The sequence below is a fragment of the Sorangium sp. So ce385 genome (assembly GCF_051474135.1).
GTDB lineage: Bacteria > Myxococcota_A > Polyangia > Polyangiales > Polyangiaceae > Sorangium > Sorangium cellulosum_D.
Genome location: NZ_CP150337.1, coordinates 12,429,890 through 12,450,306, shown reverse-complemented (window position 1 = coordinate 12,450,306; position 20,417 = coordinate 12,429,890). Strand labels below are relative to the sequence as shown.

The 20,417-nt window shown below is 72.8% G+C and carries 20 protein-coding genes; 5 read left to right on the top strand and 15 right to left on the bottom strand.

What is annotated here, in order from left to right:
- Positions 1 to 220: 220 nt before the first annotated feature.
- The 9 genes from WME83_RS45635 to WME83_RS45595 form a co-directional block, all read right to left on the bottom strand.
- The gene (locus tag WME83_RS45635; protein WP_061622327.1) at positions 221 to 559 is read right to left on the bottom strand and encodes an ATP synthase F0 subunit C; all 339 of its coding nucleotides are present in this window, start codon (positions 557 to 559) and stop codon (positions 221 to 223) included.
- A gap of 290 nt (positions 560 to 849) precedes the next feature.
- On the bottom strand, positions 850 to 1,620 hold the full coding sequence (atpB, locus tag WME83_RS45630; protein ID WP_437315976.1) for a F0F1 ATP synthase subunit A: 771 nt from the start codon (positions 1,618 to 1,620) through the stop codon (positions 850 to 852).
- A gap of 203 nt (positions 1,621 to 1,823) precedes the next feature.
- Positions 1,824 to 2,288: an ATP synthase subunit I gene (locus WME83_RS45625; protein ID WP_437315975.1), complete on the bottom strand. Its 465-nt coding sequence runs from the start codon at positions 2,286 to 2,288 to the stop codon at positions 1,824 to 1,826.
- Positions 2,278 to 2,652, bottom strand: a complete 375-nt coding sequence (locus WME83_RS45620) for an AtpZ/AtpI family protein (protein ID WP_437315974.1) — start codon at positions 2,650 to 2,652, stop codon at positions 2,278 to 2,280. The genes WME83_RS45625 and WME83_RS45620 overlap by 11 nt, the downstream gene beginning before the upstream one ends.
- 114 nt (positions 2,653 to 2,766) lie before the next feature.
- Positions 2,767 to 3,390, bottom strand: coding sequence for an RdgB/HAM1 family non-canonical purine NTP pyrophosphatase (gene rdgB, locus WME83_RS45615; protein ID WP_437315973.1), 624 nt, complete (start codon positions 3,388 to 3,390; stop codon positions 2,767 to 2,769).
- Complete coding sequence (gene rph / locus WME83_RS45610) at positions 3,387 to 4,160, bottom strand: ribonuclease PH (RefSeq protein ID WP_437315972.1); 774 nt, start codon at positions 4,158 to 4,160, stop codon at positions 3,387 to 3,389. The genes rdgB and rph overlap by 4 nt, the downstream gene beginning before the upstream one ends.
- A 98-nt stretch (positions 4,161 to 4,258) precedes the next feature.
- The gene (locus tag WME83_RS45605; protein ID WP_437315971.1) at positions 4,259 to 5,263 is read right to left on the bottom strand and encodes a murein hydrolase activator EnvC family protein; all 1,005 of its coding nucleotides are present in this window, start codon (positions 5,261 to 5,263) and stop codon (positions 4,259 to 4,261) included.
- Complete coding sequence (locus tag WME83_RS45600) at positions 5,260 to 6,153, bottom strand: cell division protein FtsX (protein WP_437315970.1); 894 nt, start codon at positions 6,151 to 6,153, stop codon at positions 5,260 to 5,262. Before WME83_RS45600 ends, WME83_RS45605 begins: the two co-directional genes overlap by 4 nt.
- 46 nt (positions 6,154 to 6,199) lie before the next feature.
- Positions 6,200 to 7,021, bottom strand: a complete 822-nt coding sequence (locus WME83_RS45595) for a cell division ATP-binding protein FtsE (protein WP_437315969.1) — start codon at positions 7,019 to 7,021, stop codon at positions 6,200 to 6,202.
- Between WME83_RS45595 and WME83_RS45590 the strand changes: the two genes are divergently transcribed.
- From WME83_RS45590 to WME83_RS45575, 4 genes are all read left to right on the top strand, one after another.
- Entirely contained in the window at positions 6,994 to 7,974 is a 981-nt protein-coding gene (locus WME83_RS45590; RefSeq protein WP_437315968.1) for a methionyl-tRNA formyltransferase, read from the top strand. The genes WME83_RS45595 and WME83_RS45590 overlap by 28 nt on opposite strands.
- A gap of 206 nt (positions 7,975 to 8,180) precedes the next feature.
- Positions 8,181 to 9,215, top strand: coding sequence for a hypothetical protein (locus WME83_RS45585; RefSeq protein WP_437315967.1), 1,035 nt, complete (start codon positions 8,181 to 8,183; stop codon positions 9,213 to 9,215).
- Between the two features lie 24 nt (positions 9,216 to 9,239).
- Positions 9,240 to 12,290: a BamA/TamA family outer membrane protein gene (locus WME83_RS45580; RefSeq protein ID WP_437315966.1), complete on the top strand. Its 3,051-nt coding sequence runs from the start codon at positions 9,240 to 9,242 to the stop codon at positions 12,288 to 12,290.
- Between the two features lie 58 nt (positions 12,291 to 12,348).
- Positions 12,349 to 12,852 (top strand): hypothetical protein, encoded by a 504-nt coding sequence (locus WME83_RS45575; RefSeq protein ID WP_437315965.1) that lies wholly within the window; start codon positions 12,349 to 12,351, stop codon positions 12,850 to 12,852.
- 199 nt (positions 12,853 to 13,051) lie between these two features.
- On the opposite strand, the gene WME83_RS45570 is transcribed toward WME83_RS45575, so the two are convergent.
- The 4 genes from WME83_RS45570 to WME83_RS45555 form a co-directional block, all read right to left on the bottom strand.
- A complete protein-coding gene (locus WME83_RS45570) occupies positions 13,052 to 13,234 on the bottom strand; it encodes a hypothetical protein (RefSeq protein ID WP_020740990.1) in 183 nt (60 codons plus the stop codon).
- A gap of 366 nt (positions 13,235 to 13,600) precedes the next feature.
- Positions 13,601 to 13,897, bottom strand: a complete 297-nt coding sequence (locus WME83_RS45565) for a hypothetical protein (RefSeq protein ID WP_148314458.1) — start codon at positions 13,895 to 13,897, stop codon at positions 13,601 to 13,603.
- Between the two features lie 461 nt (positions 13,898 to 14,358).
- Complete coding sequence (locus WME83_RS45560; RefSeq protein WP_437315964.1) at positions 14,359 to 15,639, bottom strand: penicillin-binding transpeptidase domain-containing protein; 1,281 nt, start codon at positions 15,637 to 15,639, stop codon at positions 14,359 to 14,361.
- A gap of 185 nt (positions 15,640 to 15,824) precedes the next feature.
- Complete coding sequence (locus tag WME83_RS45555; RefSeq protein WP_437315963.1) at positions 15,825 to 17,456, bottom strand: porin; 1,632 nt, start codon at positions 17,454 to 17,456, stop codon at positions 15,825 to 15,827.
- Positions 17,457 to 17,863: 407 nt separating this feature from the next.
- On the opposite strand from WME83_RS45555, the gene WME83_RS45550 reads away from it, so the two are divergent.
- Entirely contained in the window at positions 17,864 to 18,964 is a 1,101-nt protein-coding gene (locus WME83_RS45550) for a PhoH family protein (RefSeq protein ID WP_437315962.1), read from the top strand.
- Positions 18,965 to 19,013: 49 nt separating this feature from the next.
- Here WME83_RS45550 and WME83_RS45545 read toward each other — a convergent pair whose 3' ends face one another.
- Both WME83_RS45545 and WME83_RS45540 read right to left on the bottom strand, forming a co-directional pair.
- Positions 19,014 to 19,640 carry a hypothetical protein gene (locus tag WME83_RS45545; RefSeq protein WP_437315961.1) on the bottom strand — a complete coding sequence of 209 codons (627 nt, stop codon included), beginning with the start codon at positions 19,638 to 19,640 and terminating at the stop codon, positions 19,014 to 19,016.
- A gap of 79 nt (positions 19,641 to 19,719) precedes the next feature.
- The gene (locus WME83_RS45540; protein WP_437315960.1) at positions 19,720 to 20,385 is read right to left on the bottom strand and encodes a class I SAM-dependent methyltransferase; all 666 of its coding nucleotides are present in this window, start codon (positions 20,383 to 20,385) and stop codon (positions 19,720 to 19,722) included.
- Between the last annotated feature and the right edge of the window lie 32 nt (positions 20,386 to 20,417).

The window sequence follows — 20,417 nt, the reverse complement described above, 5'->3', positions numbered from 1 at the left end:
GGCCGCGGCGCGCGACGGATCACGCGGCCGCGGCGCGCGACGGATCACGCGGCCGCGGCGCGCGCGAGCCGGTCGCGCAAGCCGCGGCATCGATGGGTCTATGCGCAGGAGAGGGAGCGCGCGCGCAGGCGAGATCCCATCGAAGGGGCGCTCGGCCGGCGCAGCGGGAGGGGAGAAAGGAGCAGCGGAGCCGGACCCGGTGGGCGCGGCCGGCGCTGGCTCAGAGGGCGATCTTGCCCTGGAGGAAGAAGGCGATGACCCAGGAGAGGAGCACGAGCGACTCGATGAGCGCCAGGCCGAGGATCATCGGGGTCTGGATCCGGGCCGCGGCGCCCGGGTTCCGGGAGATACCCTCGAGGGCGGCCGCAGCGGCGCGCCCCTGGCCCATGGTGCCGCCGAGGGCAGCGATGCCGATCGCGAATCCGGCAGCGACGGCGAGCCACGAGTTCGCGTCGTACTTGTTCGACGCCGCGCCATCCTGCGCCAGCGCCATAGCGGGAACCAGTACCAGCGCAGTGCCGACAACGGCGGACAGCGACAGCTTGCTCTTCAGCGACATCCGAATCTGCTCCTTTCAAGCCACACAGCCCGCGGGGCTGCATGCGTACATCTGCGTGGGTCGGGGGCCGCGCGGGCGGCACCCCCTCGAGAACCGGGGATCGCTCCCGGGACCTCTTCGACTGCTCGGTAGGGGACGCGCTCGTGCAGTCCACCCACCGCTCTGGGGCAACCCATCGACAGCGGGGCCCCTCTAATCCGATTTTCGAGGGCTGGCTAGCCTTCTCTTCACCTCCAGCGCCGTTCTCCTCGGCGCCGGGTGATGCCTGATCGAGCGGTCAGGCGAAGCGATCAGTGATGGTGGTCCGCCTTCTCCGTCGCGAGCCCGATGTAGATGCAGCTCAGCAGGCAGAACACCAGCGTCTGCACGACGATGACGATGATCGCCAGGAACATCAGCGGCACCGGGACGAACAGCGCGACCAGCCCGAGGAAGATGCTCGCCACGAGGTGGTCGACCCCGATGTTGAGCATGAGCCGGATCGAGAGCGTGACCGGACGGACGCAGGTGGAGATGACCTCGATGGGGAAGATGAGCGGCGCGAGGTACCACTTCGGCCCGGCGAGGTGAGCGATGTAGCCCCAGCCGTTCTCCTTCAGCCCGTAGTAGTTGAAAAGGACGAACACCACGACCGCGCACCCGATCGTGACGTTCAGGTTCGAGGTCGGCGGGTTGACGCCCGGGATGAGCGCCGACGCGTTCGAGAAGAAGATGAACGCCGCCGAGCCCCCGATGAGCGGGAAGTACCGCTTCGCGTTCTCGGGCCCCATCACGTCCCGAGCCATGCCGTAGAAGTAGCCGAAGAACGCCTCGAAGAACGTGCGCAGCGTGAGCTTGTCCTCCGGGACCACGGACTCGTTCAGGCGCCGGTACTGCCCGCGCACCTCGCTCGCGAGCAGCACGAACAGCACCATGATGAGGAGGCTCATGAAGATCGGCTCGGTCCCGCGGTAGTCCACCGTGTGGTGACCGATGAACGTCTTGCCGATGTTGCGAGCGTTCTCCCGGAGTCCGGGGAGCTGCGCCAGGAGGTACGTGAGGAACCCTGTATGCTCAGGCATGGCTTTCGTCGTCGATGCGCCGCGCCGACGGCCGCGCGGCTGTGCCGGGACGGCCGCGCGCGCCGGCGCGCCTTGGGGGAGTTCGCCCTCGGTCGAGGGGCCTCGCCTCTACCACAACTCCTTTACGGTGGGCACCCTGGAGCGCGCCGACGTTCCGCCGCGTCGCGCGGGTCGCTCGCGGCGGCGCCGGCCGACGCGGGAGCTCAGCCGCGGGCGCCAGGGGGGGCTCCGTCGGCCGGGGGCTTCGGCCCGAACAGCGTCCCCAGGGTGATGCCGACCACGAGCGACGCGTAGCCGACCATCAGCGCGACCCCCGAGACGAGCTCGCTCTTCAGGACGAGCCAGACGCCGCCCATCAGGCCGAGCAGCTTGATGATCGCGATCAGCGTCCACGACACGGTGCGGCCCCTGCGCGAGAGGAACGCGTCGACGATGCGCGCGAAGACGTACAGGTTCGCGGTGGCGATGGCGCCCCCGATGCCGACGCCGAGCGCCGCGCGCACGCCGTACGCGAGCAGCGCGGCCACGGACAGGACCGCCGCGGTGCCGGCCACCCAGCGGAGCACGGCCTGCATGGTCGCGTCGCCGACGCCGGGCTGTCCGTCCGCGTCGGGCTCCTCGTGCGGCGGGCCGCCGCCGCGCGTCCCGGGGCTTCGCTCAGCGCTCATCGTGCTCCTTCGCGGGCTGCCGCTCGTCGGGGTAGGGGACGACGTCGATCGAGTCCGCTCGGCGGTTCCCGTGACCGCTCGTCGCGCGCTCGTCCGCGCGCGCCTTGCGGTCGTCGAACATCGGCGCGGGGTTCCCCTGCTCGCGCTCCTCGCGCGCGGCCGCCGCCTGCATCTCCCTCCACGCCCGGTGGACCGCCTTGCCGGCGGCGCCGAGGCCGAAGAAGAACCAGAGCACCGCGAGGTACGGCTCGGTCCCGAGCTTCGCGTCGAGCCAGCGGCCGATGAACAGGCCGACCAGGATGCAGAGCACCACCTCGAGACCGACGGTCCCGTAGCTTCCGACGGCCTTCCAGTCCTGCTTCATCAGGGGATCCGATCACCAGGCAGTACTTGGGTGCCTCGGGTCGCGATTACAAGCGGTCCCGGACGGGGTCAACCGCCGTCGGAGCGCTCCGACGGCGTCGCGCGTCGCGCCGGCCTACCGCCGCGCGATCAGCGCCTCCAGCGCGGAGCGCATCGCCAGCGTCGCCTCGCCGCGGTGGCTCACGCGGTTCTTCTCGGCCTCGCCGAGCTCGGCCATCGTCCGTCCGTACGCTTCCACGACGAACAGCGGGTCGTAGCCGAAGCCGCCCGAGCCCTTGGGCTGCCTGGCGATCCACCCCTCGCAGCGCCCTTCGGTGACGACGGGCTGCTCCGCGGTCCGCGGATCGAGCAGGACCATCACGCAGCGGAAGCGCGCTCGACGCTGGTCGTCCGGCACGTCCGCGAGCGCCGCGAGCAGCGCCGCGTTGTTCTCCGCGTCGGTCGCGTGCTCGCCGGCGAAGCGGGCGGACCGCACGCCCGGCCGGCCGCCGAGCGCGTCCACCTCGAGCCCCGAGTCCTCGGCGAGCGTCACGAGGCCCGACCGGAGCGCCCCGGCGCGCACCTTGAGGAGCGCGTTCTCCAGGAAGGTCGCGCCGTCCTCGACCACCGGCGGCGCGTCCGGCAGCACCTCGGCCAGCGAGCGCACCTCGATCGGGAGATCGGCGAGCAGCGATCGGAGCTCCGCGAGCTTGCCCCGGTTCGAGGTCGCGGCGAGCAGGCGGAGCGGCTCCCGGCTCACGCGACCCTCCAGTGATCGGTCTGGAACAGCGCCGCGAGGTCGACGCCGGCGTCGCTCAGCGCGCGGTGCTGCGCGCTCGCGAGCGACGCCACGCCCGCGAGCGCGAGGTCGATCATGCGGTCGAGCTCCGTCCGGGGGATGGCCTCGTCCTCGGCGGTCGCCTGGACCTCGACGATCGAGCCGACCGCGGTCGCCACGACGTTCATGTCGACGCGCGCCGCGCTGTCCTCCGTGTACACGAGGTCCAGGGCGAGCCCGCCCGGGAGGTGGCCCACGCTGATCGCCGCCACCTGATCGCGGAGCGCCGGCCCCTTGAGCGACCCGGCCGCGCGCATCCGGTCGAGCGCCAGCGCGAGCGCCACGAACCCGGCGGTGATCGACGCGGTCCGCGTGCCCCCGTCCGCCTCGAGGATGTCGCAGTCGATCGCGATCGTCTGCTCGCCGAGCTGCTTCATGTCGACCGCCGCGCGGAGCGCGCGCCCGATGAGCCGCTGGATCTCCTGCGTGCGCCCGCTCGGCGCCTTGCCCCGCCCGTCGCGCGGCTCCCTCCGGGTCGGGCTCGATCGCGGGTGCATCTGGTACTCGGCCGTGAGCCAGCCCGTCCCCTTGCCGATCATCCACGCGGGCACGGTGGGCTCGACCGACGCCGTGCAGAGCACGACCGTCCTCCCGGCGCGGTAGAGGACGGACCCCTCCGCGTTGCGGTGGAACCCGAGGATCATCTCCACCGGGCGGTGGACGTCGAGGGCGCGGCCGTCAGGGCGATTCACGAGGGCCGCCTTAGCACAACTCGGGCGACGCACGGGCTCGCCTCGCGGCGGCGCGCGGCGGGCGAGGCGCCCTGCGGTCGGTCCAGCGGTCCTGCGCGCTACATCCCGAACCAGGGGCCCGGGTCGATCACCTCGGCGCCGCGCCGGAGCTCGAAGTAGAGCTTGGCGCCGTCCGGCCCGCTCCCGACCGTGCCCAGCCGCGCCCCGCCTGCGACCTGATCGCCGGCGCGCACGTCGGCGGCGCCGAGGTTCGCGTACACCGAGTAGTGCCGCTCGCCGTGATCGACGATCACCGTGAGCCCGTAGTCCGCGTAGGTGTCGGCGAAGGCGACCCGCCCCGCGGCCACGCTGCGGACCGGCGCGCCGGAGAGCGCGGTGAGCTCGACGCCGGGCCCGCCGGCGCCGCGGCGCGACACCTTGCGCACCTCGGCGCGGCCGGCGATGGGGAAGGGGAGCCGCCCGAGGAGCGAGCGGAAGCCGGCGCGCCGATCGAGCTCGGCGGGGCCGGTGTCGGCGCCGTAGATCGCGAGGTAGTCGGGGCGCACGCTCGTCTCGAACGCGCGCGCGAACGCGGCGCGGCGCTCCTCCTCCTGGGCCAGCGCGACCCGCGCGCGGTTCATCGCCTCGCGGTGCACCTCGAGCGGCGCGCGCTCTGCGCCGAGGTGCGTGAGCCGATCCGCGAGCTCGGCGCTGCGCCGGGTCAGCTCGGCCTCGCGGGCGAGATCGCGCTCGAGCGCGAGCCGGGTGCGCTCCACGCGGGCGGCGTGGTCGACCAGCGCGTCGAACCCGCCGCCCACCGGGAGGAAGCCGGCGCGGACGTGGCGGTAGTACGCGCGGCCGCGCGCGACCATCCGGCGGCGGGTGAGCTCGAGCGCGGGGCCGATGGAGTCGAGCTCCGCGCGCAGCGCCTTCTCCTCGGCGTCGAGCTTCGCGAGCAGCCGATCGAGATCGTTCTCCGCCAGCGCGGAGCTCGGGCGCGCCGCCGGCGCCGCCAGCGAGGCCGAGGGCGACGGGGCGTCGGCCGCCGGGACCGCGGCGCCGCTGGTCGCCGCGCCGGTCAAGAGCGCCAGCGCGATCGGCGCGAGCCGGGCGCGGCGCCTCACACGGCCACCATCTTGCGCAGCGTGAGCAGCGCGGTGGCGGCGCCGAGGGCGGCGCCGAGGGCGACCATGCCGAGCGCGATCTCCCAGGGCAGGAACGACGGCGAGACGCCGAGCAGGTTGGCGAGCTCGTGATCGAAGCGGCCCCGCACCATCAGGAACAGCGCGCCGAGCATGAGGAGCGCGCCGGCCGCGCCGGCCGCGCCCTGCGTCGCGCCCTCGACGATGAACGGCCGGCGCACGAAGCCGTCGGTCGCGCCGACCAGCTTCAGCACCTCGACCTCGATCTTCCGGCGGTGCAAGAGGAGGCGCATCGTCGAGCCGATGACGCTGACGACGGCGCAGAGGACGATCGCCGCGAGGCAGGTGCTCGCGGCCACGCCGCCGCCGAGGAGCGACGAGAGCCGCTCCGTCCAGCGCTGGTAGGTCTCCACCGTGTCCACGGCCGGCAGGGCGCGCAGCTTCACGGTCATCGACGCGAGCGCCTCGTCGGAGATCTCCTCGGTGAAGCCGACCTCGAGGGACGCCGGGAACGCGCTCGGCGGCAGCGCGGCGAGCGCTTTGTCGCCGTCGTCGTGCACCACCTCGCGGCGCGCCTCGGCGCTCGTCACCAGGCGGACCTTCTTGACCCCCTCCGTGCCCTCGAGCGCGCGGGTGAGCTCCGCGATCTCCGCGTCGGTCGCGCTGTCGCGCAGGTAGATCGTGGCGCGGCCCGCGCGCGACCAGCGATCGCGCACGGCCATGAGGTTCGTGACCACGAGGAGGGCCGACGCGAGGCAGACGAACGCGACCGCGAGCGAGAAGATCGACAGCGCCTGCAGGCGCCAGTCGCTCCTCCCGGCCCGCCAGGTGCGAAGCCATCGCCGCCGATCGTCACGCTCGCTCGTCTGCATCCCGTTCCCTCTTCTATCCCCGCCGCCTGAGCCGGAGCCCTCGGCGCTACGCCGCGCCGCGCACGCCGCTGTCCATCTCGTCCTCGCCCTCGTCGCCGGCGAGCTCGCCGCCGGACCCGAGGCCGTGCGGCACGTCCGTCGCCTTGCCGTCGTCGAGCACCACCACGCGCCGCGGGCGCACGTCGAGCAGCGTCCGATCGTGCGTCGCGAACAGGACCGTCGTGCCGGTCTCGTGGATGTCCTCGAACAGCCCGAGCAGATCGATCGCGAGCTGCGGGTCGAGGTTGCCCGTCGGCTCGTCCGCCAGGATCAGCGTCGGCTCCCCGACGATCGCGCGCGCGATCGAGACGCGCTGCTGCTCGCCGCCGCTCAGCACCTGCGCCCGGTCGCCGCCGCGCCCCGACAGGCCGACGCGCTCGAGCGCCTCGCCGACCCGGGTCCGGAGCAGGCGCGACGGCAGCCCGAGGACCTCGAGCGCGATCGCCACGTTGTCGAACACCGTCCAGCTCGGGACCAGCTTGAAATCCTGGAACACGAAGCCGATGTTGCGCCGGAGCGCGGGGATCGACGCGTCGGTCAGGCGCGCGATGTCCCGGCCGAGGAAGAGGATGCGGCCGTCGTCGACGCGCTCGGTGCGGTGCACGAGCCGGAGGAGCGTGCTCTTCCCCGAGCCGCTCGGGCCGGTGATGAACACGAACTCGCCGCGCTCGATCGAGAGCGACATCCCCCGGAGCACCGGCTGATCCGCGCGGTACGACTTATATACGTCCTCGAACACGAGGATCGGCCGGCGCGCGGCGGACGCGTCGTAGCGGTGGCCGGGCCGGAGCGCCGGACGAAATGAGCCTTGCGGAGGGGGCGCCGCCATCGGACCCTTCACCTATCAGCCTGCTCGGACACGGAAAACTTTTCGGCCGACGCCCGGGCGAGCGCCCCCTCCGGGTCGCCTTTTTCGGCCTCCCGCTGGCCGCGCTGCTGCTCCACGGCGACGGCCACGAGATCGCGCTCGCCGCGATCAGCCGCGCCGACGCGGTGGGGCTCCGCCGCGCCCGCCGCCTCTTCGGCGAGCGCCTCCTCCTGCGCCCCGACGTCGACGGCCCCGAGCTCAGGTCGCGCGTCGAGGCGCTCGCGCCCGATCTCCTGGTCAGCTGGTTCTGGACCACGCGCCTGCCGATGTCGCTCGTGCGGGCTGCGCGGCTCGGCGGGATCGGCGTGCACCCCTCGCTGCTCCCGCGCCACCGCGGGCCGGATCCCACCTACTGGGCGATCGCCGCGGGCGACGCCGAGAGCGGCGTCACGGCGCACCGGATCGAGGCGGAGTACGACACCGGCGACATCCTCGACCAGGAGCGGCTCCCGATCGATCCGGCGTGGACCGCGTGGCAGCTCGCCCGCGCGCTGGACCGGCCGAGCCTGCGCGTCCTGCGACGCACGGTCGCCCGGTTCGCGCGCGGCGAGGAGGTGGCGGGCGTCGCCCAGGATCCGGCGCTCGCGACGCAGGCGCCCGCGCCGGACGACGAGGCGTGCGCGATCTGCTGGTCCTGGCCGACGGAGCGCGTGCTCCGGCACATCCGCGCCCTCGCGCCGGCGCCGGGGGCGTGGACCGAGATCGAGGGCGCCTGCGTCATCGTCCTGCGGGCCGCGCCGGCGCCGGTCTTCCCGGGGGCGCTCGCGCCGGGCGAGGCGGTGGCGCAGAGCGGGGTCGTCCTCGTGAGGACCGGCGACACGGCCGTCGCGCTGCTGGAGGGGGAGATCGACGGCGAGCCGGCGTCGGCGGGCGAGCTCGCGGCGCTCGTGGCGTCGGGCGCGCCGAGCGGGTGACGGCCGGCCCGGGCGCGCTCGGCTACCGGCCGCGGCGCCGGCGGGGCCGCCTGGCCGGCGCGCGGGCCATCGAAACCTGAACCTACGCGCGCGCGACCGCGTAGGATGCGCCCTTCGGAGGATTCATGTCGGAACCCGCGCAGCTTGCGAAAAGCGCCCGCGAACTGCTCGCATCGGCGCTCAATGCGCTCCAGTCGAACGGGGGAGTGTCGCCGGAAGTCGAGGCGCTCGCCGAGCCGATCGCGCAGGCGATGGGCATCATGCACCGCATCGAGCGCTCCGGGGGACAGACCCTCGAAGGCAGCGAGATCGCGCTCGGCCACGTGCGCGACGTCTTGAACCGCCTGCAGAGGATCACGGTGGCCGATCCCGTGATCGACGTCTTGATGGAGCACGTCGCCTCCTCGCTGAGCAAGGTGCACGCGCTGAGCAGGGCGCAGGCCGCCGCAGGCGCGCAGCCGCCGGCGCCCGCAGCGGCGGCCGCGCCGCCGCCGGTCGCGGTGGCGCCAGCACCCGTCGCGGTGGCGCCAGCACCCGTCGCGGTGGCGCCAGCGCCCGTCGCGGTGGCGCCAGCACCCGTCGCGGTGGCGCCAGCGCCCGTCGCGGTGGCGCCAGCACCCGTCGCGGTGGCGCCCGCGCCCGTCCCCGTCCCGGTAGCCGCGCCCGCACCCGTCGCAGCGGCCCGCGCGCCCGCCCCGGTCGCTGCGCCGCCGCCGGTCGCGGCGGCCGCCCCCGCGCCCGCCGCGGTGGCCGCCCCTCCGCACCTCCAGCAGACGCTGCCCTCGCCGCAGCCGCAGCGGCATGCGCCGGCCGCGCCCGCGTACCCCGCCGCGCCTCACCCGGCTGCGGACGCGCGCCGAGCGCCGCCGCCCCAGGCCGCCCAGCCGCCGGTCGACAACCGCGCGCCCGCCGCCGTCGTCGACGTCGAGCTCGGCGCTCTGACCCCGTCGAACTTTTACAAGGGGCTCGCTGGCAACGACGTCATCGAGCACGGGGGCATCTTCGTCGCGACCTACAAGATCCCGCCGATCGGCTCCGTCGTGACCTTGCGTGTCCGCCTGCCGGGCGACTACGAGTTCACCGCGATGGCGGCGGTCCGGTGGACGCGCGAGGCCGGCGGCTCGAAGGACTCGGCCGAGCCGGGCTTCGGCGCCCGGATCACGCAGATCTCGGCGGAGGGCCGCCAGCTCGTTTCCCGGTTCACGCGCAACAGGGAGCCGCTCTTCTACGACGACCTCTGACGCCGCCACGCCGCCTCGATCCTGGTGAACCGTTTCTTCTCGCGCTCCGGCTCGCGGGCGAGCCGGCCGCTCCACCGCGCAGCCTCCGTCGTCTCCGCCGTCGCCCTCGCGGCGCTGCTGCTCCTCGCGGCGCGGCCCGCCCGGGCGACCGGCGATCCCGATCTCGCGTTCTGGACCTACGAGACCGACCACTTCCGGGTGCACCACCCGCAAGGCCTCGAGCCCGTCGCGGCGCGCATCGCCGCGCTCGCCGAGACGATCTACGGGCGCGTCGAGGGCGCGCTCGGCTACGCCCCGCGGGACCGCACCGAGATCGTGATCACCGACGACGCGGAGATCGCGAACGGATCGGCCGGCACGCTCCCGTACAACGCGATCCACCTCCTCGCGTCGGGGCCCGAGGACATGTCGACGCTCGGCGACTACGACGACTGGTACCTCGACCTGCTCACGCACGAGTTCACGCACATCGCGCACATCGACAACACGTCGGGCATCCCCGCGATCCTGAACGCGATCGTGGGCAAGTCGTTCTCGCCGAACCAGGTGCAGCCGCGGTGGATCATCGAGGGGCTCGCCGTCGTGAGCGAGAGCAACCACACGAGCGGCGGCCGGATGCGCTCGACCATGTTCGACATGTACCTGCGCGCCGACGTGCTCGAGGACAACATCGCGGGGCTCGACCAGATCTCGAGCTCCCCGTTCCGCTGGCCGCAGGGCACCCTCTGGTACCTCTACGGCTCGAGGTTCCTGGGCTGGATCCTCGACGTCTACGGGCCGAACACGATGCGCGCCGTCTCCGCCGACTACGGCGCGTCGCTCGTCCCGTGGGGGATCAACCGCGCCATCCGCCGCGCCACCGGCAAGACCTACGTCGAGCTGTACGAGGGCTGGAAGGACCACCTCCGCCGGCTCTACCGGGAGCAGATGGCGGCCGTGGAGGCGCGCGGCCTCCGCGAGGGCGCGCGGCTCACGCACCACGGCCGCACCGTTCATTACCCGCGGTTCGTTCCGCCCGTCGCGCGTCGGACGTCCGCGGACGAGATCGTCTACTTCCGCGACGACGGCCGCGAGCGCCCCGGCATCTACCGCCTCTCGCTCGCCGCGCCCGCGCCCGGGACCGAGCGCAAGGAAGCGCTCGTCGCGCGCACCAACACGGCCTCGCGACCGGCGTTCACGCCGGCCGGCGACATGATCTTCGCGGCGCTCATGCCGTGGCGCAATCAGTACTACCGGGACGACCTCGTCTTCCTCCCGCGCGGTGAGGAGGCGCCCGACGGCGACGAGCCCTCGCGCCGCCAGCTGACGCGCGGCCTCCGGTCCTCGGCCCCGGACGTGAGCCCGACCGGCGATCTCGTCGCCTTCTCGCTCAACAGCAAGGGCACCCGCTACCTCGAGATCGCGCGGCTCTCGCGGGACGGCGCCCTCTCGGAGCGGCGCGATCTCGTGCCGAGCGCCCGCTTCGAGCAGGCCTACTCCCCGTCGTTCTCCCCCGACGGCAAGCGCCTCGCCTACAGCGCCTGGACCGCCGGCGGCTACCGCGACATCCGCGTGGTGGACGTCGCCACCGGCAGCTTCCGCGAGGTGACGCGCGATCGCGCGACCGACATGAGCCCGGTCTGGTCGCCCGACGGCGAGACGCTCTATTTCACCTCGGACCGCACCGGCATCCACAACGTCTACGCGTACGCGCTCTCGACCGGCGCGCTGCGGCAGGTCACCAACGTGAGACTCGGGGCCTTCCATCCGGCGATCAGCCCCGACGGCAAGACGCTTGTCTATGTCGGATATACGTCCCGCGGCCACGACCTCTTCGTCATGCCGCTCGATCCGGCGCGCTTCCTCCCGGCGCCGCCGCCCCCGACCGATCGCCCCGATCCGCCGACCGCGCCCGCGGCGGTGCGGCTCGAGCGCTCGCCGTACAACCCGCTTCCGACGCTCGCGCCGCGCGCGATCACGCTCGACTACGCGCCCGGGAGCTACGGGTCGAACGCGCTGACGGTGAGCGTGACCGGCTCGGACATCGTCGGTCGTCACTCGGTCTTCGGCGAGCTCACCGTGCAGCCGGACGCGCCCGCCCCGACCGTCCTCGTCGGGTACACCTACGGGCGGCTGCCCATCGATCTCGGCGTCCGCGCGTACTACGCCATGACCCCGCGCAGCGGCTACCGCATCAGCGGCCGCAACGTCACCTACGACGAGCGATCGATCGGCGTCGTCTCGGGCGTCAGCTACCCGATCCGCGGCGAGTTCTCGCGGCAGAGCCTCGCCGCGTCGTTCAGCAGCGTCGCCTTCAAGGGGCAGCTCCCCATCGGCAGCGAGCTCGACCCGTACGCGCCGCGGACCATCCTCCCGCCGCAGGGCACGCTGAACCTCGCGCACATCGGCTATGGGTTCTCGAACGCCGAGGGCTCGATCGAGGCGTCCGGCGCGCCGCGCGGGATCTCGCTCAACGCGGGCCTCGATTACGCCGGCCCGGAGACGGGCAGCAGCTATACGACCTACGCGTTCTCGACCTCGCTCAGCGCCTACGTCGCGATGCCCTGGCCTGGCGACCACACCCTCGCCTTCCGCGTCGCCGGGGCGGTCTCCGGCGGCAACTTCCCTCGGGGCGCCGCCTACGCGGTCGGCGGGTACGATCTCGAGAACCTCACGCTCATCGACACCCTGCTCACCGGCGTCACGAATAGCTCGTTCACGCTCCGCGGCTACGCGCCGGGCGTGGTGGCCGGCCGCTCGTATTTCTCGCAGACGTTCGAGTACCGCGTGCCCGTCCTGGAGCCCGATCGCGGCCTCTCGACGCTGCCGCTCTACCTGCGCCGCATCGACGCGAGCCTCTTCCTCGACCACGGCGGCGCATTCAACCGCTTCGAGACGGACGACCTCGCGCTCTTCACGCAGGGGAGCCTGCTCTACTCGCCCCAGCTGCACACCTCGATCGGCGGCGAGGTGTGGCTGAGCTTGACGCTCGGGTACGTCCTCGCGTCGCAGCTGCGCTTCGGGTACGCGGTCGGCCTGAGCCCGCTCGCGATCCCGGGCGGCCAGCTCTACTTCGTCGCGACGAACTCGTTCTGAGCGCCCGCGCCGCCGGAAACTTTGCCCCCGCCGGCCCCTTCGCCCACGGTGGTCGGCCATGCGCGCCCTCCTCGCCCTGAGCCTCGCCCTCCTCGCCGGCTGCGGCATCGCCCCGAGCAACTCCCAGCGCCTCACCGAGGCGGCGCTCGAGATGAACACGGCGGCCCGGTTCGGCCGCATGGATGTCGCGCTCGAGCGCGTCGGATCGACGGCGCGGGAGGACTTCATGCGCCGCCACGCCGATTGGGGCGCTCGCCTCCGGGTCGTCGACGTGGAGTTCGGCGGCTTCGAGATGACCCAGCGCGACGAGGCCGAGGTCTACCTCGACGTCCTCTGGCTGCGGCACGACGAGGCCACGGTCCGCACCACCCGGATCGCGCAGCGCTGGCGCGACGAGCGAGGCCACTGGGAGCTGGTCGGCGAGGAGCGAAAGGACGGCGACGCTGGCCTGCTCGGCGAGCCCCCGCCCAAGGAGAAGCCGACTGGCGAGGCGGCGGGCGCGATCGACCCGGGCCGGCAGCCCGGCCTGAGCCTTCACACGCGCGTCATTCGTGACGAGTGAACGCCGCCGCTGAACCGGGCGGCACAAGGCTACGCAGCGGACCGCGCGCCGGGGCCCTCACGGCGGCGGCGGGCGCGATCTCGGCGATCGCTGGGATCGCGCCGGACCCGCACGGCGGCGGCGGGCGCGAGCTCGAGGAAGGTCGGGGCGGTTCTGCGGGATGGATCCAGCGCACGGCCGGCGGACCGGCCGCGCACCGTCAGGAAGCCGGGGCAGGGGTCGCGGGAGCGGCGGCGCTCTTGGGGGCGCGAGGCTTCTTCGCCTTGCCGGCGACCTCCGTCGTGGCCCTCGACAGCTTGCTGCGCTTGGCGCGCTCCTTCTTGGCAGCCTGCGCCTTGCGGCGCCTCATCTTCATCGACTGGCGACGATCGCGCTTGCCCATGCTTCAATCTCCTCACGGTCGGGGGCACGGGCGCGGCATCGTGACGACAGCTCGCCAGGCGAGCCCCATCCTGCACCGGTGGATGGCCTACCGCGGGGCCCCTCAAAGGGAGCGGGACTCTGCCCAAGAGCGCATGGAAGCGCAAGGGGCAATGCGCTCCGAAACGCAGTTCTCGCGCTAGACGCGCGTGCAGTACGACGCCTGGCCAGGCCGACCGCTCGCGGGCCGCCGCCTGCGGGATCTACGCGATTTGCCGGGTAGTTGCGCGGTGTTACGTGAGCACGTCGGCGCGTTGGGCGCGGGATTCACGCGGCGCGGGATTCACGCGGCGCGGGATTCGCGCGGCCCGGGCGCACCCGGCAGCGCTCAGCCGCCGACCGCGCCGTCCAGCGCCACCTCGCGGCCGCGGACCTCGAGGCGGTACCGGGAGTTCACGGTCTCTATGTAGAAGACCTCGCGCCCGGCGAGACGCAACACGCGCTTGACCGGCGTCGTCACATATTCATGCATTCCGTCGGAGAACTCGATGACGATGACCGAGCCTTTCCGTGGTGCACGGACGAGCCGGCCAACGACTGCGCGCGATCCCCGGCCGAGCTTGCGGAGCACAACCTGCACAACAGAGATGCTAGCACGCAGATCTCGGCCGAGCACAAGCTGCACAAGCAGCACCTCTCGCAACTAGGTCCCACCCTGGCCCAGGGTGTCCGGTTGCATCGGAGCGGCCCGGACCTTCGCGCCGCGGACGGCGAGCAGGTGGTAGCGGAGCCGGCCCTGGGCGGAAAAGTTCTATAAATGGATCGCTGCCGCAGGCGTACAATGGTCCTGCAAACCCGGCAGCCATCGAGCGGACACATCGCTCGCGCGGGTCGTCATCGCCGGATTGTTGGATCGCGGCCAGGGCGGAATCCTGCCGAGCGCACTCGGCGATGCGGTGGGATCCGGCAGCCGACGCGTGGTCTGCCTGACGCCCAGCTCGGGGGCGGGCGGCGCTGCCGGCCGCGTCGGCTCGGTCCGGACGCTTCGCCACGCTCGGACGCTGCTGCGCCGAGCCGCGCGACGCCGCGCAGCGCGCCGGACCCGGGCCTATCGCGCCGCGTCTCGGCGGCCCGCCCGGGCGTGCGTCATCGCCGGGCGGTCGTTCCGGTCCGGTTGTTCGGATCGGTCACGCCGGGCGCGCCCTTGTCCGCGAAGTAGGTGCGGAGCATGTCGCACGCGACGTTGGTCGCCTTCACGCGCCATTTCGCGCCGTTGGCGACCATCACCGAGATCGCAACCTCCGGCTTGCGGCTCGGGGCGAAGCCGACGAACCAGGTGTAGAAGGGCCCTTCGGGCGTCGGCTTCGTGAGCGTCCCCGTCTTGCCAGCGACGCGGATATCCGGGAGGTAGGGGCGGCCGTTGCGATCGTGGAACGAGCGGTAGCTCGTCCCGTTATCCACCGTCGCCTCCATCATCGTGGTCACCGCGCTCGCCGTGCTCTCGTCCATCACGCGCTTGAGCACCTGCCGCTCGCTCACGCCCTGGTAGATCTCGCCGGCCTCGTCCTTGACGCTCGACACGACGTGGAGCCGGATCATCTCGCCGCCGTTCGCGAGGGTGGTCGCCAGGTTCGCCCCCTGGAACGGCGACAGCGTCGTGTTCCAGAAGCCCGCCGCGGTGCGCGCGAAGCCGAGCTCGTCTTCCGGCAGCGAGATCGTGCTCGCCGCGACCTTCACGTCGAACGGCGTGTCCTGCCCCCAGCCGAGCTTCGCGGCCACGGCGCCGAGCTTCTCGTGATCGAGGTTCTTGGCGGCGAGCCGCGCGAACACCGTGTTGATGCTCCGGCCCATCGCCTGCGCGAGCGTCGCGCAGTACTTGTCGCGCCGCTTGTTGTCGATCATGTCGGCCGGCCGGATCGAGTGCTCGCCGCCCGAGTAACACTGCTTCGTGTTCGGGCTCAGGCCGGCCTCGACGAGGGCGGTGCCCGTCACGACCTTGAAGATGCTCGCCGACGGCGCGGTGGCCTCCGCGGCGACGTCGTGCAGCGCGCCTTCGTGCACGTAGCTCGCCCAGACGAGCACCTTGCCGGTGCGGATATCGGTCATCACGACCGCGCCCTCCGGGACCTGGCCGGCCCGCAGGAAGCCGATCGCCGCGCGCTGGTACGTCGGATCGAGGGTCAGCTCCGCGACGCGGCCGCCGTGCGCCGGCGCCGTCGGCGGGCTCCTCCGATCGTCGATGCGCGTGAGGTCGAGGTCCGTGAGCGGCGGCGGCGTCACGGTCCGCGTGATCTTCGGCCCGCCGGCGGTCGTCTTCTTGGCGAGCAGCCCTCCGAGCTGGACGTCGTGCTCGCGCAGCATGGGGAGGGTCACCGCCACGAGCCCCACGGCTGCACCGACGGCGATCCACTGACGCATCTCGCGCATGGCCCGACGGGTACCCCGCCGGGGTGTCCTGGGCCAAAATTGAGGCGCGCCATTTGGCCGGCCTGCGGCCCGCGCCGCGGCGCGCCGCGCAGGGGGCGTGCCGGCGCGCTTCGTTGGAGGGCAAACGAACGATCGAGGAGCGCGGCCGGCGCGCCGGCCGCGGCGAGGGAGGCGGCGACGCGCGCCTAGAAGGACAGGCTGAGCCGGGCGCTGAGCTCGTGCAGCGCGTGCGCATCCGGATCGGGCTCGGTCAGGGTGTTGCCCGGCACCCGGAGGAGGTTGTCGCTCGAGCCGCTGCCCGGCGTCAGGTAGGCGTTGTAATTCACGCCGAGCCGCACGTTCTTCGTATGCCAGTAGTTCGCGGCGAGGCCGATCTGCAGGACGTTGAGGTCGGTGCCCGGCCCGTTCTCGGCGCCCGGCGTCTTCTCGTCGTACGCGCCCTCGCGGGACGCGCCGTCGTACGTCGCGTTGATCCCAGCGAGGAGCGCGGCGACCTCGAGGCCCGCCTTCGGCTTCTCGAGCTCCTTCGAGAGGTCGATCTTGGTGGGGCGCGGGCTGAACCCCGGATCCCCGTTGACGAAGGCGTCGCCCACCGGCCACCCCGAGAGCTGCACGTACCACCCGAGCCCCCTCACCTGCCCGAGCCGCTCGGTGTTGGTGAGCTGATAGCCCTCCACGGCCTCGCGCGTGTTGTTCGCGACGTAGTAGGCCTCGGCCCGGAGCTCGACCATCTTGATGGGCAGCCGGAGCTCGCCGCCGATCGCGTTCTGCGCGCCCGACGGGATGACGTGGATCGGCCGCTTCAGCGAGTCCGTGTAGCCGGCGCCCCAGAGCGCGTAGCCCTGCCCCGTCCTGATGGGCGAGTAGTCGTAGCCCACGAACTCCTGGTCTCGCTCGCCGTGGCGCGCGCTGATGCCGATCTGCGCCTTCGCGAGCAACGCCTTCTTGTCGCCACCGAACGGGCGCGCGAAGACGCGGGCGACGAAATCGGGCGGGGCGTCGACGCCGGGCCGGTTCTGCCCGTCGCCGGCGAGCACGCTGACGCCGTAGCCGAGCATCCTGTCGGCGACGTCGCCCCAGATGGTCAGGCCGATGTCCTTGCCCTCGGGGTAGGTGAAGCTCCGGGTCGCGATGTTGCGCTCGAGGAACGTCGAGCTGTTGTCGCTCGTCTGGTTATCCATCGAGAAGAACGTCGAGTACTGCCCGAACATGAAGTTCAGCGCCGGCATGACCGAGTAGTTGATCCAGACGTCGGCGAGCACCGCGTTCGAGGTCGTGCTCTCGACGGGGGCGAAGCGCGCGGTCTCGGCGGTCGGCGTCTGGCCGGGAGCCGCGGCGGCGTTCTCGGTCCTGCCGTTCGTGTTCGCGAGCCCCTGGCCGCCGAAATCGACGTCGACGTCGAAGGACCACTTCTTCAGGAACTCGCCGGCCAGCTCCAGCCGCGCGCGGCGGACGAAGAAGCGCGGCTTGAGCGCGCCCCCGCCGCTCGTCGCGCTCACGTCCGACACGCCGCCGCCGAAGGTGCTGTAGAAGTCGAGGTTCATCCTCCCCTTCGGGTACAGCCGGAAGGTGTCGTTGGCGTCCCGCAAGAAGAAGCCGCCGTGCCAGCCGGCGAGCGGCTGCTGCTCCTTCACGACCGCGGCCTCGGCGGTCGGCGCGAACACCTCCGCCGGCGGCGGCGGCGGTGCGGCGATTGCCGGCGCGCCCGGAGGAGGCGGCGGCGGAAGCTGCGCTGCCGGCGGCGGCACCGGCTCCGGCGGCGGCGCCGGCGCCGCGGCGGCAGGCGGCGCCGGCGTTGCCGCACCGGCGGGCGGCACGGCACCGGCGGGCGGCACGGCACCGGCGGGCGGCACGGCACCGGCGGGCGGCACCGCGCCGGCGGGCGGCGGCGCTGCGGCCGGAGGTGGCGCCGGCGCGGGTTGCGCCGGGCCCTGGGGTCCAGGCTGTGCTAGCGCCGAAAGGCCCGACAGCGTAACAGTCATGCCCAGCAGCGCCGATGTAGCTAACCTCATGCAGTTCTCCCTGTGTGCGGCTCGCCCGCGTGCCCGAAGCTCCACGCATTTCAACGCCGAATTATGACCAGGACGTTACGATTCTGTGTAGGGCACGGGACGAGCGGGCAGGACAGTCGCGTGACAGGTGGGGGCAGTCAAGAGTCCGTTCAAGGGAGGACGGCGCGTGCCGGCGGCGGAGCGCCGGAGCAAAGGCGGGGAAGGATCACTCGATGACGACCAGCGTGCGGATCACGGCGGATGTCGAGGTGCTCGACAACAGCACCTTGGTGGCCCTCGCCGGGCCAGGGAACGAGAATCTCAAGCTCATCGCGCGCACTCTCGGCATCGAGTCGGGCGTCCGAGGCAACACGATCCGGCTCGCCGGCGACGCCGACAAGGTCGCGCTCGCCGAGCGGTGCCTGGCGGAGGCCGCGCAGATGTTGAGGAGCGGCGTGGTGCTCGACCCGCAGGACTACGTCCGCGGGGTCCAGGCGCTCCGGGACGACCCTGGGATGACCTTGCGCGAGCTGTTCGAGGACGTCGTGCTCATCTCGGCGCGCCGCCGGCCGATCTCGGCGAAGGGGCTGGCGCAGAAGCGCTATATCCAGGCGATCCGGTCGCACGACATGACGTTCGGCATCGGGCCGGCGGGCACGGGCAAGACGTACCTCGCGATGGCCATGGCGGTCCACGCGCTGCTCGAGCGCCGCGTGAAGCGGATCATCCTGACCCGGCCGGCGGTCGAGGCGGGGGAGCGGCTCGGCTTCCTGCCCGGCGATCTCGCCGAGAAGGTGAATCCCTACCTGCGCCCGCTCTACGACGCGCTCCACGACATGATGGACGCGGACAAGGCGCAAGGCCTCGTGACGCGCGGCCAGATCGAGGTCGCCCCGCTGGCCTTCATGCGCGGCCGCACGCTCAACGATTGCTTCGTCATCCTCGACGAGGCGCAGAACGCGACGAGCGATCAGATGCGCATGTTCCTCACGCGCCTCGGCTACGCCTCTCGCGCCGTGGTGACGGGCGACGTCACGCAGGTCGATCTCCCGCACGGCGCGCGCAGCGGCCTCGCCGAGGCGCGCGAGCTGCTCGCGGGGATCGAGGGGATCGCGATCTGCTCGTTCACCGAGGTCGACGTCGTGCGCCACCCGCTCGTGCAGCGGATCATCGTCGCGTACGAGCAGCGGGACGCCGAGATCGCCCGCCAGCGCGAGGAGCGGCGGAGCGAGGCGGGTCGCGGCGGCGGCCGCAGCGGCGCGGCCGGCGAGGCCGGCGCTGCGCCGCCGGGCCGCGCGGCGGGCGAGCCGGGCGGAGCCGGCGCGGCGAGCTGACGCGCGACGCTGCTGGACGAGACGCCGCCGTCTCCTCCAGCAGCGTCGATCATTTCTTCTTCAGCTCCACGGGCGACTCGCGCACGAGCATGGCGTCGGGCCCGGTCACCCGGATCCTGCCCGCGATGACGTTCTCCTTCAGCTCGCCGACGAGGATGCCGGTCATCGCGCTCGGCGCGCGCGGATCGTCGGGGAAGACCGAGGCGCGCACCATGCCGTCCTCGACCTTTCCGACGAGGGTCGCGTCGCCGAGCGCGCCTTTCGCCGTCCCCTTCAGCTCACCGCTCGGCTCGATGGTCAGCGTCACCGTTCCTGGGCCGGTGGCCTGCTTGCCGTCGTCCTTCTGGCGCACGGTGTCCTTCACCTTGGGGGGCAGCACGACGCTGCCTTTCTTGGCGTCGTAGCGCCCTTCCCACGTCCCCTGCCATGCGGGCGCGCCCGTGGGAGCGACCACCTCTCCCGGCGGGCCTGCGTCCGGCAGCTCGGCGGCTGCCGAGCCGGCCGCGGGCGGCGCGCTCGCCGAGGTCGACGGGGGCGGCGAGGGCGCGGGCCGCTCCGGTTCGCCCGGGCGCGGCGGGCCCTCCTCGCAGGCGGCGAGGAGGGCGATGGCGAGGGACAGGAGGAGCGCGGGGGCACCGCCGCGCGCCCGGCGGGCTCGTGTTCCGGTGGCGTTCACGCGGACGCTTTTATTACGTGCCGGGCTGGTCGTCGCGTCGATTTGACGGGTCGGCGTCGCGAGGCGCGGCGCCTCCGGATCAGGAGGCCCTGCGGAACGCCACGGTCCAGTGGCGGTCGCTCGTCACCTGCGCGCATTCGGGGGGGATCCCGAGCGAGCGCAGGATTTCCCGCACCTCCTCGAGCGCGAGCGCGGCGCGCAGCGACGCATCGAAGAGGGCTCGCTGGTACGGCGTATCGTTCGCTGCGACCGTGGCGACGAGGGCCGCCACCGACGCCTCGTCCTCCGGACGGAGCAGATCTCGGATGAACAGGAGCCCGCCGGGCCGGAGGACGCGAAACATCTCGCGCATGACCTGCATCGGCTCCGGGATGTGGTGGACGATGCTGTTCGAGAGGACGGCTGAGAACGTCTCGTCCGGTTCGGGCAGCGCCTTGGCGTCCGCGAGGGCGAGCGCGATGGCGCCGGTGAGCCCCGCCTGCTCGACGCGGCGGCGCCCGAGGTCGAGCATCGACGCGGAGAGATCGATCGCCTTGATGCGCGCCGTCGGTACGCGCCGGCAAAGCTCGATGGGCAACAGGCACGTCCCCGTGCCGACGTCGAGGGCGTATCCGAGATCCGGATCGTGGCAGAGGAGCGCGTCGCAGAACGCCGTGTTCACGGCGGCGTGATCCATGCTGTCGTAGGCCCGCGCGTCCTCGTCGGTATCCATGACCTCGGGCTCGAGCACGCGGGCCAGCGACACGCGCGCATCGTTCTCCCCGACGGACGCGCATG

Excerpts from the sequence above, each read along its gene's own strand:
- WME83_RS45625 (WP_437315975.1), bottom strand. The coding sequence starts at position 2,288 with ATGAGCGCTGAGCGAAGCCCCGGGACGCGCGGCGGCGGCCCGCCGCAC.
- WME83_RS45590 (WP_437315968.1), top strand. The coding sequence starts at position 6,994 with ATGAGCCTTGCGGAGGGGGCGCCGCCATCGGACCCTTCACCTATCAGC.
- WME83_RS45635 (WP_061622327.1), bottom strand. The coding sequence starts at position 559 with ATGTCGCTGAAGAGCAAGCTGTCGCTGTCCGCCGTTGTCGGCACTGCG.
- WME83_RS45550 (WP_437315962.1), top strand. The coding sequence starts at position 17,864 with ATGACGACCAGCGTGCGGATCACGGCGGATGTCGAGGTGCTCGACAAC.
- WME83_RS45575 (WP_437315965.1), top strand. The coding sequence starts at position 12,349 with ATGCGCGCCCTCCTCGCCCTGAGCCTCGCCCTCCTCGCCGGCTGCGGC.
- WME83_RS45620 (WP_437315974.1), bottom strand. The coding sequence starts at position 2,652 with ATGAAGCAGGACTGGAAGGCCGTCGGAAGCTACGGGACCGTCGGTCTC.
- WME83_RS45600 (WP_437315970.1), bottom strand. The coding sequence starts at position 6,153 with ATGCAGACGAGCGAGCGTGACGATCGGCGGCGATGGCTTCGCACCTGG.
- atpB (WP_437315976.1), bottom strand. The coding sequence starts at position 1,620 with ATGCCTGAGCATACAGGGTTCCTCACGTACCTCCTGGCGCAGCTCCCC.
- WME83_RS45570 (WP_020740990.1), bottom strand. The coding sequence starts at position 13,234 with ATGGGCAAGCGCGATCGTCGCCAGTCGATGAAGATGAGGCGCCGCAAG.
- WME83_RS45560 (WP_437315964.1), bottom strand. The coding sequence starts at position 15,639 with ATGCGCGAGATGCGTCAGTGGATCGCCGTCGGTGCAGCCGTGGGGCTC.
- WME83_RS45595 (WP_437315969.1), bottom strand. The coding sequence starts at position 7,021 with ATGGCGGCGCCCCCTCCGCAAGGCTCATTTCGTCCGGCGCTCCGGCCC.